The 13846-nt window shown below is 31.6% G+C and carries 12 protein-coding genes; all 12 read left to right on the forward strand.

The genetic code is table 11. The annotated features are described in order from the left end of the window. Positions 1-128 precede the first annotated feature (128 nt). The 12 genes from BMX42_RS08505 (at position 129) to BMX42_RS08560 (ending at position 13838) form a co-directional block, all read left to right on the forward strand. Positions 129-2039, forward strand: coding sequence for a LysM peptidoglycan-binding domain-containing protein (locus BMX42_RS08505; RefSeq protein WP_091312283.1), 1911 nt, complete (start codon positions 129-131; stop codon positions 2037-2039). Next, on the forward strand, positions 2039-2443 hold the full coding sequence (locus tag BMX42_RS08510) for an OsmC family protein (RefSeq protein ID WP_091312286.1): 405 nt from the start codon (positions 2039-2041) through the stop codon (positions 2441-2443). The genes BMX42_RS08505 and BMX42_RS08510 overlap by 1 nt, the downstream gene beginning before the upstream one ends. 7 nt (positions 2444-2450) lie before the next feature. After that, entirely contained in the window at positions 2451-2678 is a 228-nt protein-coding gene (locus BMX42_RS08515; RefSeq protein ID WP_091312290.1) for a DUF3820 family protein, read from the forward strand. A gap of 112 nt (positions 2679-2790) precedes the next feature. Beyond that, positions 2791-4398: a CTP synthase gene (locus BMX42_RS08520; RefSeq protein ID WP_091312294.1), complete on the forward strand. Its 1608-nt coding sequence runs from the start codon at positions 2791-2793 to the stop codon at positions 4396-4398. 75 nt (positions 4399-4473) lie between these two features. Continuing rightward, entirely contained in the window at positions 4474-6369 is a 1896-nt protein-coding gene (gene yidC, locus BMX42_RS08525; protein WP_091312297.1) for a membrane protein insertase YidC, read from the forward strand. A gap of 57 nt (positions 6370-6426) precedes the next feature. Continuing rightward, positions 6427-7239: a pyrroline-5-carboxylate reductase gene (gene proC / locus BMX42_RS08530; protein WP_091312300.1), complete on the forward strand. Its 813-nt coding sequence runs from the start codon at positions 6427-6429 to the stop codon at positions 7237-7239. Positions 7240-7320: 81 nt separating this feature from the next. Next, a complete protein-coding gene (locus BMX42_RS08535) occupies positions 7321-8097 on the forward strand; it encodes a toxin-antitoxin system YwqK family antitoxin (RefSeq protein WP_091312304.1) in 777 nt (258 codons plus the stop codon). A 91-nt stretch (positions 8098-8188) separates the two neighbouring features. After that, complete coding sequence (gene mnmA / locus BMX42_RS08540; protein WP_091312306.1) at positions 8189-9376, forward strand: tRNA 2-thiouridine(34) synthase MnmA; 1188 nt, start codon at positions 8189-8191, stop codon at positions 9374-9376. 36 nt (positions 9377-9412) lie between these two features. Next, a complete protein-coding gene (locus BMX42_RS08545) occupies positions 9413-11029 on the forward strand; it encodes a S8 family serine peptidase (protein WP_091312310.1) in 1617 nt (538 codons plus the stop codon). A gap of 130 nt (positions 11030-11159) precedes the next feature. Then, entirely contained in the window at positions 11160-12104 is a 945-nt protein-coding gene (locus BMX42_RS08550; RefSeq protein WP_091312312.1) for an NAD(P)H-dependent flavin oxidoreductase, read from the forward strand. A gap of 12 nt (positions 12105-12116) precedes the next feature. Then, positions 12117-12530 (forward strand): hypothetical protein, encoded by a 414-nt coding sequence (locus BMX42_RS08555; protein WP_091312316.1) that lies wholly within the window; start codon positions 12117-12119, stop codon positions 12528-12530. Positions 12531-12533: 3 nt separating this feature from the next. Next, a complete protein-coding gene (locus tag BMX42_RS08560) occupies positions 12534-13838 on the forward strand; it encodes a chorismate-binding protein (RefSeq protein ID WP_091312320.1) in 1305 nt (434 codons plus the stop codon). The last annotated feature ends 8 nt before the right edge of the window (positions 13839-13846 follow it).

Genomic DNA, 13846 nt, shown 5'->3' on the forward strand with positions numbered 1-13846 from the left:
TGCGATGGCAATGTCAATTTTAAGTTTTAATTTTGTCATTGCCATTGATTTTTAAAATGAAATTGTATATCTTGGCATTAAAATTGTTTCTTGTAGAGAAATCAATTTAAAATAATAAATATTTTTATATGAAAAAGGCACATTTATATATCATCTTGTTTTTTGTAGGTTTTGTAGGTTATTCGCAAAGCAAACACACTGTTGTTAAAGGTGAAACGTTATATAGTATTTCTAAAAAATACAATATAAAAACTGATGATATTATAAAATTGAATCCTGATGCTAAAGATGGAGTAAAAGAAAACACAGTTTTAACTTTACCGAATGGTGTTAAAGCGGTTGCGACTAAAACTACTTTAAATAAGTACGATTACGAAGTACAACAAGGGGAAACTTTATATGCTATATCTAAAAAATTAGGTGTTTCTGTTGATGAAATGATTAAAAACAACCCAGCTTCAAAAGAAGGTGTTGTTGCAGGTCAATCGTTAACTTATTTTGCTTCAAAAAAATATTTTTCTACCACGACACAAGTAGTTAAAAATGATGTTGTTGTTAAAAAAGAAATCGCCAATCTTCATACGATTCAAGCGGAAGAAACAAAATATAGTGTTTCAAAAAAATACGGCATTTCAATTCCTGAATTAGAAGAATTGAATCCTCATATTAAAAATGTTTTTGAAATTGGAATGCAAATCCGATTAAACAAAAATACAGCTTTGCCAAAAATTGCTGCTACAGAATTTCAACCAGTAGCTACTACAAAAACAATGTTTTATGCTGTTCAACAAGGTGAAACATTATTCTCTATTTCAAGAAAATTTGGTATCTCTGTAGATGAAATTACTAAAAAGAACCCAGCAGTTTCAACTGGTTTAACAGTTGGTATGGAACTGATACTCCCTGAGAAAAAAGAAATTAATTCTACCATTCAGAGTGAAGACGCTGATGGATTAAAAAAAAAATTGAACTTATTAGGGACGGCGAATAAAACCAAACAAAGAAACCTTGTTTTACTGATGCCTTTTAATATTAATAGAATTGAAAAAGATTCATCAAAAACAAAACTAGAATATTTAAAAACTGATAAATTCCTAAATATTACACTTGATTTTTATGCTGGTGCGTTAAAGGCAATTGATTCGGCTAAAGTGTTAGGTTTGCCAATTAATGCTAAGGTTTACGACGCTGAAACTTCTAAATATTCTTCAAACGTTGCTACAATTATCAAGAACAATAACTTCTCAAATGTAGATGTCGTTATCGGACCATTTACCAATTCATTTGTAGAAACGGCCGGATTATTATTAGATAAAAATACAGCTATAATTTCGCCATTAACCAATGATGGTGGGAAAGGTGGAAGTAATGTTTTCTATGCGATGCCAAACGAAACTATTCAGAAAGTAAAGTTGATGTCGTATTTGAAATCGAAATCAGATGCGATTTTTGCCATACATTCCAGTGCAAAAACAAGTTTAAGTACGTATTTCGCATCCAATTATCCTGAAGTGAAATCATCTAGTTTTAATGATAAAGGACTTTTCGATTACACTATTTTCAAAACCAATTTACAAAAAGGGAAAAAGAACTTTGTGATTTTAGATTCCGATAAAATTATGCAAGTAATTTCAGTAGTCAATAATTTAATAAAGTTGAAAAAAGAATTTGATATTCAATTAGTGGTTGTGGAAAGAAACGATGCGTTGGATTTTGAAGAAATTCCGTCTAAAAACTTAGCGGCTTTACAAATGTTGTATCCTTCTGCTATTCGTGAAAACGAGTCGATTGAAGCGATGAATTTTGCAAAATCATTCAAAAAAGACAATAAAATACAACCTAATCAATACGCTACACGTGGTTTTGATGTCACTTTCGATGCGATTTTAAGAATGTGTCAAGAAGATGGTTTTATCAAATCAACAGAAAGCCAAGTTTCAGAGCAAATTGAAAGTCAATTTAACTATGCAAATAACAACAATTGGGGAGTTTATATGATGTATTATAATTCCGATTTAACTATAAAACAAGCACAATAATGGCAACATCTAAAGTAACTTATTTAGGCGATTTACGCACTTCATCAATACATTTAGCTTCGGGTTCAGAAATTATTTCTGATGCTCCAATTGACAATAATGGAAAAGGAGAAGCGTTCTCACCAACTGATACTGTTGCCAACGCATTAGCAAGTTGTATGTTTACAGTAATGGGAATTAAAGCCCGCGATTTAGATGTTGATTTTTCAAATTCAACTGCAGAAGTAACTAAGGTTATGGGAACAGAACCACGAAGAATTACTGAAATCCACGTAACTTTTAATATGAATATTGCTGTTTCTGATAAAGAAAAAACAATTCTAGAAAAAACTGCCATGACTTGCCCAGTTTTTCATAGTTTACATCCAGATATTAAAAAAGAAGTAGTTTTTAATTGGAAGTAATTTAAAAATGACCAATCAAGAACAGCTTATAAAATTAGCACATACAAAAATGCCCTTTGGAAAATACCAAGGGCGTTTTCTTATAGATTTACCTGAATATTATGTCGTTTGGTATAGTAATAAAGGTTTCCCAGCCGGAACTTTAGGCGAACAACTCAAATTAGTTTACGAATTAAAACTAAACGGATTAGAAGAATTAATTCGAAACATTCAAAGAAAATATCCTAAGCCTTAAATTTTACAAAAATTTAAGAGTAATTGACACATTTATTAATTGGCACATTGACTAATTAATATTATCTTTGCACGTTTTTTAAACACAATAAACAACACACAAAAACAACAACATGAATCAAACAAAATACATTTTCGTTACTGGTGGTGTAACTTCTTCTTTAGGAAAAGGTATCATTGCAGCATCTTTAGCAAAATTATTGCAAGCAAGAGGTTACAGAACAACAATTCAAAAATTTGACCCGTACATTAACGTAGATCCAGGAACTTTAAATCCTTACGAACACGGTGAATGTTATGTAACAGATGATGGAGCGGAAACTGATTTAGATTTAGGACATTACGAACGTTTTTTAAATGTTCCAACTTCACAAGCAAACAACGTAACAACAGGTAGAATTTATTTATCGGTAATCGAAAAAGAACGTCGTGGTGAATTTTTAGGTAAAACGGTTCAAGTTGTACCTCATATTACTAACGAAATTAAAGAACGTATGCAATTGCTAGGAAATTCTGGCGATTATGATATTGTAATTACTGAAATTGGTGGAACTGTTGGTGATATTGAATCGTTACCATATATCGAGTCGGTTCGTCAATTGGTTTGGGAATTAGGTGACAATAATGGAATTGTAATTCATTTAACTTTAGTACCATATTTGGCTGCTGCAGGTGAATTAAAAACAAAACCAACACAGCATTCTGTTAAAACATTAATGGAAAGCGGTATCAAAGCCGATATTTTAGTTTGTAGAACAGAACATGAATTATCTCAAGATTTACGTCAGAAATTAGCCTTATTCTGCAATGTAAAAAAAGAAGCAGTTATTCAATCTATTGATGCTTCAACTATTTACAAAGTGCCAAACTTAATGCAAGAAGAAGGTTTAGATAAAGTTGCATTAAAGAAATTAAACTTACCAGAAAAAGCGACTCCAGACTTAAAACTTTGGAACGAGTTTTTATATAAATTAGAGCATCCAAAACACGAAGTAAACATTGGATTGGTTGGGAAATATGTAGAATTACAAGATTCTTACAAATCAATTTTAGAAGCCTTTATTCATGCTGGAGCTACACAACAAACGAAAGTAAATGTGGTGAGTATTCATTCAGAATTTTTGGATAAATCGAATGCTGCTGATAAATTAAAAGGTTTAGATGCGATTTTAGTAGCTCCAGGTTTTGGTGAAAGAGGAATAGAAGGTAAAATTGAAGCAATTAAATATGTGCGTGAAAACAATATTCCATTTTTAGGAATTTGTTTAGGAATGCAAATGGCTTCTATTGAATTTGCTCGTAATGTTTTAGGTAAAAAAGATGCCAATTCAACTGAAATGAACGCTAATACTAGCTATCCAATTATAAGTTTGATGGAAGAGCAAAAAACAGTTACTGAAAAAGGTGGAACAATGCGTTTAGGTGCTTGGAAATGTGCCATCAAAGAAAATACATTAGCACATAAAATATACGGAAAAACGAGTATTTTAGAGCGTCATCGTCATCGTTTTGAATTCAATGGCGATTATTTAGCGGAAATGGAAGCAGCTGGTTTAGTAGCTTCAGGTTTAAATCCAGATACAGGATTGGTGGAAATCGTTGAATTACCAAATCATCCATTCTTTATTGGAGTTCAATACCATCCAGAATATAAAAGTACAGTACTAAATCCGCATCCATTATTTATGGGATTAGTTGCTGCTGCTGTAAAAAACAAATAAATCGTAACGAATTATAATAAAAGCAGACAAATACAAACAAACTAAATCAACTCTTCGGAGTTTCATATCTTAAAAATGGAAGAAAAAAAGTTCGACATTAAGTCGTTAATTGGTTTCACATTAATCTTCGGAATTTTAATGTGGATGATGTATTCAAATCAACCTACAAAAGAAGAATTAGCCGAAAAAGCAAAAAAAGAACAAGCTGAAAAAGAAGCAAAAACACCTAAAAGTGTTGCTGAATCTGCAACTCCAGTTGTTCAAAGTACTGATTCTACTGCAAAAGTTTCACCTGAAGCTTTAGCAAAATTAGGCGCATTTGCTTATGCTGGAACTTTACCTTCTGCTAAGGATTCAACAACTTTATTGAAAAATAACTTATTAAGTTTAAAAATCGCAAATAAAGGTGGTTACATTTCTGAAGCAACCATTTTAAACGAAGAGCAATTTAAAAAAGGGTCTGGAAAAGCGGTTCAAATTATTAAAGATAATAATGCGAACTTCAATTTAACTTTAACTACTAAAGAGGGTAAAGTTATCAATACTAAAGATTTATACTTCGAACCAAAATTCACTAAAGAAGGAAAAAATCAAGTATTAACGATGCAATTAAAAACAGGTGAAAATCAGTTTTTAGAGTACCGTTATGTGATGAAAGATAACGACCATATGTTAGAGTTTTCTATCCGTACTCAAGGTTTAGAAAATGTATTAAATACGTCTAAACAACCAAGTTTAGAATGGAATTTAAAAGCATATCGTAATGAAAAAAGTATATCATATGAAAACAGATATACAGAAATAATTTACGAATTTGAAGGAGGTAAAGATGATTACCTAAGTAATGTTTCTGATAAAGAAGATACTGCGGATGAAGTTACTTATGTAGCTTTCAAACAACATTTCTTTACTTCAGTATTATTAACGAATACACCATTTAAAACGGCTGAATTAAAATCCGATAATTTAGTTGATGATGATAAAATCGATACAGTTTTCACGAAAAACTTTACGGCTAAAATGCCATTAGAGTTTAAAAATGGAGCTTTAAATTATGATATGAACATGTATTATGGTCCAACGGATTATAAAACATTAAGTCATTACGATAAAAACTTAGATGAATTAGTTTCATTAGGTTGGGGGATTTTTGGTTGGATAAATATGTTTGTTTTCATTCCATTATTCGGATTGTTATCAGGTTTTATGCCTTACGGAATTGCAATTATTATTTTTACGATAATAATCAAAGTTGCGATGTCTCCAATTACATACAAATCATTCTTGTCGCAAGCAAAAATGAAAGTGTTGAAACCAGAAATTGCAGAATTGGGTGAGAAATTCAAAGACAACCCAATGAAAAAGCAACAAGAAACAATGGCCTTGTATTCTAAAGCTGGCGTAAACCCAATGGCGGGTTGTATTCCAGCATTAATTCAATTACCATTCATGTATGCTTCGTTTCAGTTTTTCCCTTCTGCATTCGATTTAAGACAAAAAAGCTTCCTTTGGGCAGACGATTTATCTTCATACGATTCAATTTATAAATTACCATTTAATATTCCATTTTATGGTGATCACGTAAGTTTATTCCCGATTTTAGCGGCAATTGCTATTTTCTTCTACATGAAAATGACAACTGGTGATCAAGCAATGCAAGCGCCACAACAAGAAGGTATGCCAGATATGGGTAAAATCATGAAAATTATGATTTACTTATCTCCAATTATGATGTTAATTTTCTTCAATAACTACGGTTCTGGATTGAGTTTATATAACTTTATTTCTAACTTAATTACTATCGGAATCATGTTAGTTATTAAAAACTACGTTGTTGACGAAAAGAAAATCCATGCTCAAATTCAAGTGAATAAAACGAAACCCAAAACGGAATCGAAATTTCAAAAGAAAATGCGTGAAATAATGGAACAGCAAGAAGCTCAAAAAGCACTGAATCAAAAGAAAAAATAAATAATTCTTTAAAAACCTGTTCTTATTGAGAACAGGTTTTTTTATTTAAATAATTTTATGAAAATAGCAATAATTGGTTTTGGAAATATGGGACAAACTTACGCAAGTAGTTTTGTCAGTTCTGGTTTTATTAAATCGGAAGATATTTTTGTATTGACACGAGATTTTTCTAAAATTTCAAACCAATACAATATTCCCAACGAGAATTTTTTTACAGAAATCAGCGCATCATTTTTGTCAGTTGATATCGTAATTATTGCTGTAAAACCCCAGGATTTCGAGAATTTATGTTTTCAAATTAAAGATTTCATTACAGAAAATCATTTGATTTTATCCGTAATGGCAGGAATTTCGATTCAAAATATTGCCAATAAATTACAAGTCAAAAAAATCATTCGTTCGATGCCAAATATTCCTACGCAAATAGGACAAGGAATGACCGTTTTTACAGCTTCTCAAGAGGTAGATAGAAAAGATTTATTTATCATTCAGAATCTAATTAATACAACAGGAAAATCGTTATTTATTGAAAATGAAGAAATGATAAACGCAGCAACTGCTATTTCTGGAAGTGGTCCGGCTTATGTGTATTATTTCATGAATGCTATGGTTGATTCGGCTATAAATTTAGGTTTCTCAAAATCGGAAGCAGAATTTTTAGTACAACAAACTTTTTTAGGTTCAACTCAACTTCAAAATAGAAGTAATTTATCAAATTTAGAATGGATTGAAAAAGTAGCTTCGAAAGGTGGAACAACAGAAGCAGCTTTAAAATTATTTTATTCTCACGATTTAAATACCAAAATTAACGAAGGTATTATGCAGGCGAATGACAGAGCAAAAGAACTTGGCAAAGTAATTGATAAGTAAAATTTTATTATCTACTTTTACCAAGCAATTTTTTAAGGGTTTTAACGTTAAGGATTTAAGGTAAAAAAACAAACATAACATATGAAAAATATAGTATTTATTGCGTTTTTAGCAATTTCAAATTTTATTTCAGCTCAAGATAAATTAAATCAATTTGATGATAAAGGATTGCGTCACGGACTTTGGAAAGGCTATCATGATGAAAGTAAACGACCTCGTTATGAGGGAACTTTCGATCATGGAAAAGAAACTGGAACTTTCAAATATTTTGATGATACAAAAGCAGGAACTGTAATTGCAACTCGTGATTTTTCTAAAGGTGATGGTTCTTGTTATACAATTTTCTTCGATCAAAAAAATAATAAAGTAAGTGAAGGTTTAGTGAAAAATAAACTTTTTGAAGGACAATGGAAATATTATCATAAAGAATCAAAAGATATTATGACCATTGAAAACTACAAAAATGGAAAGTTAAACGGTCCAAGAAAAGTGTTTTACAAAGAAAATGAATTAGCGGAAGAGGTTAATTATGTAGATGGAAAGAAAAACGGAGTCGGTAAAACTTTTGGAGAAAACGGAAAACAAATTGATCAACATAACTATGTAAACGATGTTTTCGAAGGAAAAGCTACTTATTTTAATGCAAGTGGAAAAAAATTGTACGAAGGAGAATATAAAAATGATTCGAAAATAGGTACATGGAAATTTTATGAAAATGACAAAGTTGTAAAACAAGTTAAAGCAGAAAAATTTTCAAAAGAATTAATCAAATTTGAAGAAAAATTAGCTAAAAAAGCTGAAAAAAATAAACCAGTTGTTCAAACTGTAGAAGAGAAAAAAGTAGAGGAGAAAAAATAATAATGAACTCGCTTACAATAAAATTTGCGCAAGCAAAACCAATAAATAGAGCGATACCATTTATGACCTCTAATAAATATAATTAACATAAATGAAACGAGTAGTAGTAGGACTTTCTGGTGGTGTAGATTCGAGTGTTGCAGCCTATCTTTTAAAAGAACAAGGTTACGAAGTAATTGGGCTTTTTATGAAAAATTGGCACGATGATTCGGTTACCATTTCAAACGAATGTCCGTGGTTAGAAGACAGTAACGATGCTTTATTGGTTGCAGAAAAGTTAGGAATTCCTTTTCAAACTGTAGATTTATCTGAGCAATACCAAGAAAGAATCGTCGATTATATGTTTAAAGAATATGAAAACGGTAGAACACCAAATCCTGATGTATTATGCAACAGAGAAATTAAGTTCGATGTTTTCATGAAAATTGCCATTTCTTTAGGTGCGGATTATGTAGCAACCGGACATTATTGTCGTAAAAACACCATTGAAGTTGATGGAAAAGAAGTACATCAATTATTAGCTGGAAAAGACGATAACAAAGATCAATCGTATTTTTTATGCCAATTATCGCAAGATCAATTAGCAAAATCCTTATTTCCAATTGGTGAATTAACCAAACCAGAAGTAAGAGAAATTGCTACTAAAATGGAATTGGTTACCGCAGAGAAAAAAGATTCTCAAGGTTTATGTTTCATCGGAAAAGTGCGTTTACCTGAGTTTTTACAACAAAAATTACAACCAAAAGAAGGTTTGATAGTTGAAATTCCTTCAACAAACGCAATATATCATAACCCAAAACCGCGTTTTGAAAATTTAGAAGCAGAATTGGCTTTCGAATCTCAAAATAAAGAGTATTCAGATGCAAACGGAATTGTGAAAGGAAAGCATCAAGGTGCGCATTATTTCACAAACGGACAACGTCGTGGACTTAATGTTGGTGGTACAAAAGAAGGATTATTCGTCATTCAAACCGATGTGGTAAACAATATCATTTATGTTGGAGAAGGAGCAAACCATCCGGGATTATTCAAAAATACGTTATTCGTAAAATCAGAAGAAGTACATTGGATTCGTCAAGATTTAAAATTAGCAGTTGGTGAAACAACTGAAGTTATGGCACGAATTAGATACCGTCAGCCATTACAAAAAGCGATTTTACATCAATTTGAAAGTGGTATGTATGTCCAATTTGAAAATCCGCAATCTGCTATAACTGAAGGACAATTTGTAGCTTGGTATATCGATGAGGAATTGCAAGGAAGTGGCGTAATTTCTTAATTAGAAATTTATTATATTTGGTAAAACTTTGTTGATATGAAAAAACTATACTTTTTACTAATTTTAGTTGTAGCCAATTTTGGATACGCACAAATTGAAGATGCTTGGGTTTATTTTAATGATAAACCAAGTTCGGCAACTTTTTTAGCGAATCCATTAACTATGCTAACGCAACGTTCTTTAGACAGAAGAACGGCTCAAAATATTTCATTAGACATTACGGATGTCCCCGTTGAACAAACTTACATCACTCAAATTACTGCTGCTACTGGAATTACAGTTATGGCAAAATCAAAATGGTTAAATGCCTTACATATTCGTGGTACACAAGCAGATATTCAGGCTTTAACAGCATTGAGTTTTGTAAATAATGTAAAATTCGCCAATCATTCTTTAAATCCAGGCGGACGGATTTCTCAAAATGCTAATAAAATTCAAGCCGTTAATAAAAATTTAGATGCTCAAGTAACCTACAATTATGGTGGTTCTCAAAACCAAATTGAAATGTTAAACGGACATTTATTGCATCAACAAAATTTCACAGGTCAGGGTAAAATTATTGCCGTTTTAGACGCTGGTTTTCCTGGCGTAAATACAGCAGCTCCGTTTCAAAATTTAATAACAAATAATAAAATTTTAGGAGGATACAATTTCCCTGATGCGAATACTAATTATTTTTCTCGTAACAATCACGGAACAAATGTTTTATCAACAATGGGTGGTTTTGTAGAAGGACAATTAGTAGGAACTGCGCCAAATTCACAATATTATTTGTTTATTACAGAAGACGTTAATTCTGAAAACCCTGTAGAAGAATCTTATTGGGTTGAGGCCGCTGAACTAGCAGATTATTATGGTGTGGATGTAATTAATTCTTCTTTAGGGTATTTAAATTATGATAATACCAATTATTCGTATCAGTATGACGACATGATTGGAAATAAAACTTTTGCTTCACGCGGAGTAAACATGGCATTTAGTAAAGGAATTGTGGTGGTTATTAGTGCTGGAAATTCTGGAGCTACAGTAGAACCTCATATTGCAACTCCAGGTGATGCAATTGGTGCATTGACTATTGGAGCTGTTAATAGTACAGAAGTTTATGCGAGTTTTAGCTCAATCGGACCTTCATTTGACGGGCGTGTAAAACCAGATGTTTGTGCAAAAGGAGCAGGAACAACAGTTAGTTCTCCAACTGGTACAATTTACACTTCTAATGGAACATCATTTTCTAGTCCAGTTATTGCTGGAATGATAGCTACATTTTGGTCGGCAGTGCCAACTTTAACCGCACAACAAGTTGTTAATTTTGTAAAGCAATCTGCAGACAATTATAATGCACCAACCAATCAAAAAGGATACGGAATCCCAGATTTTCAATTAGCTTTAAACAATGCTTTGGGTTTAGAACCAATAGAGCCAAATCAAAGTTTTTTGGTATATCCAAATCCTGCTGAAAATCAAATTACCTTTCAATTAGAAAAAAAGCAGAAAGGCATCGTTTATTTATATGATGTTTTAGGCCAAAATATACTAATAAAAGAGATTTCAGAAAATAATAATGTAATTGACATTCAAAATTTGTCAAACGGAGTTTATTATTATAATTTTGAATCGGATAAAGCATTCAAAGGAAAAATTATTAAAAAATAAATTGGGCGTTACCACAAGGGTCGGGCTTTTCGCTATATTTTTTAATTGTTTTTCTTCTTTAGTAAAATAAAACAATTAAAAAGATGCCGCTACAATCCCTAACGCAAAAAAGATAAAGGTAAAAACCAGAATGAATAGAATAACACAATTATTTGGTATAAAATATCCAATTGTTCAAGGTGGAATGATTTGGAATAGTGGATATAAATTAGCAAGTGCTGTCAGTAATGCTGGCGGTTTAGGACTTATTGGTGCAGGATCAATGTATCCAGAAGTGTTAAGAGAGCATATTCAAAAATGCAAAAAAGCAACAACAAAACCTTTCGGTGTTAACGTTCCAATGTTATATCCAAACATCGAAGAAATCATGCAAATTATTGTCGATGAAGGTGTGAAAATTGTTTTTACTTCTGCAGGAAATCCGAAAACATGGACGTCTTTTTTGAAAGAAAGAGGAATTACGGTTGTACATGTAGTTAGTAGCTCAAAATTTGCCTTGAAAGCACAAGAAGCTGGTGTAGATGCTGTAGTTGCTGAAGGTTTTGAAGCGGGTGGTCACAACGGTCGTGAAGAAACGACTACATTGACATTAATTCCAATGGTTAAAGAAAATATTTCTATTCCATTAATTGCAGCTGGCGGAATTGCTACTGGAAAAGGAATGTTAGCGGCCATGGTTTTAGGTGCAGATGGTGTACAAATGGGAAGTCGTTTTGCAGCATCAACTGAATCTAGTGCGCATATCGATTTTAAGAAAACGATTTTAGAAACGCAAGAAGGTGAAACGTTAGTAACTTTGAAAGAATTAGCACCAGTTCGTTTAATTAAAAATAAATTTTTCTATGATGTGCAGGAAGCTTATGCGAATTGTGCTTCGACAGAAGACTTGAAAACATTATTAGGCAGAGCAAGAGCAAAACGCGGAATGTTTGAAGGTGATTTAGTAGAAGGGGAACTTGAAATTGGACAAATTGCAGGATTAATTCATGATATTTTACCCGTTGAAACCATTATTGGCAATGTTATTGCTGAGTTTAATTCGGCAAAAGTTACTATTAACGAAATTCAATTTTAATAAATAAAGAAAATGAAAAAATTAGTTGCAATCTTATTTTTTGGTTTGTGTACACAATTAGGATTTTCTCAAACCTATCAATTTAAAACTGTAAACTTTTCTGTTTCTCAAAAAAATGAAAAAGGACAATGGTCTAAATGGTCTAAAACACAACCTACAGAATTGTTAATCAATTTAGATAGAGATAAACACCGTTTTGTAATACATTCTGAAATTATTCAACTTTTTAGTATTGTAAAATATGAAGATAAAGTAGAAACTCCTGAAGGAACTTCAAACAAATATTTTTGTATTGATAATGTAGGTTTAGAAACGGTGATTACAATTGTTTCTCCAAAAAATGCAGGAAGCAGTAAACAAATTTACATTGCTAACGAAGAAATGATTATCGAATACGATTTAATTTATTTAGGCGAAAAAAAATAATCCTTGCGTACAAATATTTCAAAATATATCCACAATGTTGCTCTTTTTAAAGAGCAACTTTTGTATTGGAGCAATCAGTTTAGAGAAGTTATTGTTTTAGATAGTAATATCGAAAGCAATGAAAATCAGCTATATAAAACCTACGATTTGGTTGTGGCAGTAGAAGCTTTTACTTCTATACAAACCGATTATGAAAAAGCATTCGAAGATTTATATCAATACCAATCCAAAGCAAACGATTGGTTATTTGGTTATTTATCTTACGATTTAAAAAACGATGTGGAACATTTAAAATCTCAAAATTTTGATGGTTTACAATTTCCCGATTTGTACTTTTTTCAACCCAAGAAAATCTTTTTATTAAAAGGAAATACAGTTGAAATTCAGTATTTAAATATGTGTGATGATGAAGTAGAATCTGATTTTGATGAAATTCTACAATTTCAATTATTGCAAGAAAAATGTCAGACTGAGCTTGTCGAAGTCAAACAACGTATTTCTAAAGAAAATTACATTAAAAAAACAGAAAAAATGTTGTCTCATATTCACCGTGGTGATATTTATGAAGCTAATTTTTGTATGGAATTTTTTGCAGAAGACGCCAATATTCAACCTGTAGAGATTTATCAGAAATTGAACCAAATTTCGGCTCCGCCATTTGCAGTTTATTTCAAGAAAAATCAGCATTATTTACTTTCAGCATCGCCAGAACGTTATTTGAAAAAAGAAGACGAGAAAGTAATTTCTCAACCTATAAAAGGAACTGCCAAACGCAATTTGGATGTAGCATTAGACAAACAACATACAATAGATCTTCAAAATAATCCGAAAGAGCGTTCAGAAAATATTATGATTGTCGATTTAGTTCGAAATGATTTGTCTCATACCGCTACAAGAGGTTCGGTAGAAGTGGAAGAGCTTTGCGAAATTTATTCGTTTAAACAAGTTCACCAAATGATTTCAACTATTGTTTCAAATGTGGAACACACGACTTCTCCGATTGAAATTTTGCGAACCACTTTCCCAATGGGAAGCATGACGGGCGCTCCAAAAATTTCAGCCATGCAAATTATTGAAGAATTAGAAGAAACCAAACGCGGTTTATATAGCGGAGCAGTAGGTTATTTCACACCAACAGGAAATTTCGATTTCAATGTGGTAATTCGTAGTATTTTGTACAATTCTGAAAATAACTATTTGAGTTTTTCTGTCGGAAGTGCCATTACTTCTGAAGCTATTCCTGAAATGGAATACGAAGAATGCTTACTGAAAGCAAAGGCAATGTTTGAGGTTCTTCAGACTAATTAATTATCTTT

Source organism: Flavobacterium terrigena, from assembly GCF_900108955.1.
Lineage (GTDB): Bacteria > Bacteroidota > Bacteroidia > Flavobacteriales > Flavobacteriaceae > Flavobacterium > Flavobacterium terrigena.

Coding starts and splice junctions, on each gene's coding strand:
- BMX42_RS08505 (WP_091312283.1), top strand. CDS start 129: ATGAAAAAGGCACATTTATATATCATCTTGTTTTTTGTAGGTTTTGTA.
- BMX42_RS08510 (WP_091312286.1), top strand. CDS start 2,039: ATGGCAACATCTAAAGTAACTTATTTAGGCGATTTACGCACTTCATCA.
- BMX42_RS08515 (WP_091312290.1), top strand. CDS start 2,451: ATGACCAATCAAGAACAGCTTATAAAATTAGCACATACAAAAATGCCC.
- BMX42_RS08520 (WP_091312294.1), top strand. CDS start 2,791: ATGAATCAAACAAAATACATTTTCGTTACTGGTGGTGTAACTTCTTCT.
- yidC (WP_091312297.1), top strand. CDS start 4,474: ATGGAAGAAAAAAAGTTCGACATTAAGTCGTTAATTGGTTTCACATTA.
- proC (WP_091312300.1), top strand. CDS start 6,427: ATGAAAATAGCAATAATTGGTTTTGGAAATATGGGACAAACTTACGCA.
- BMX42_RS08535 (WP_091312304.1), top strand. CDS start 7,321: ATGAAAAATATAGTATTTATTGCGTTTTTAGCAATTTCAAATTTTATT.
- mnmA (WP_091312306.1), top strand. CDS start 8,189: ATGAAACGAGTAGTAGTAGGACTTTCTGGTGGTGTAGATTCGAGTGTT.
- BMX42_RS08545 (WP_091312310.1), top strand. CDS start 9,413: ATGAAAAAACTATACTTTTTACTAATTTTAGTTGTAGCCAATTTTGGA.
- BMX42_RS08550 (WP_091312312.1), top strand. CDS start 11,160: ATGAATAGAATAACACAATTATTTGGTATAAAATATCCAATTGTTCAA.
- BMX42_RS08555 (WP_091312316.1), top strand. CDS start 12,117: ATGAAAAAATTAGTTGCAATCTTATTTTTTGGTTTGTGTACACAATTA.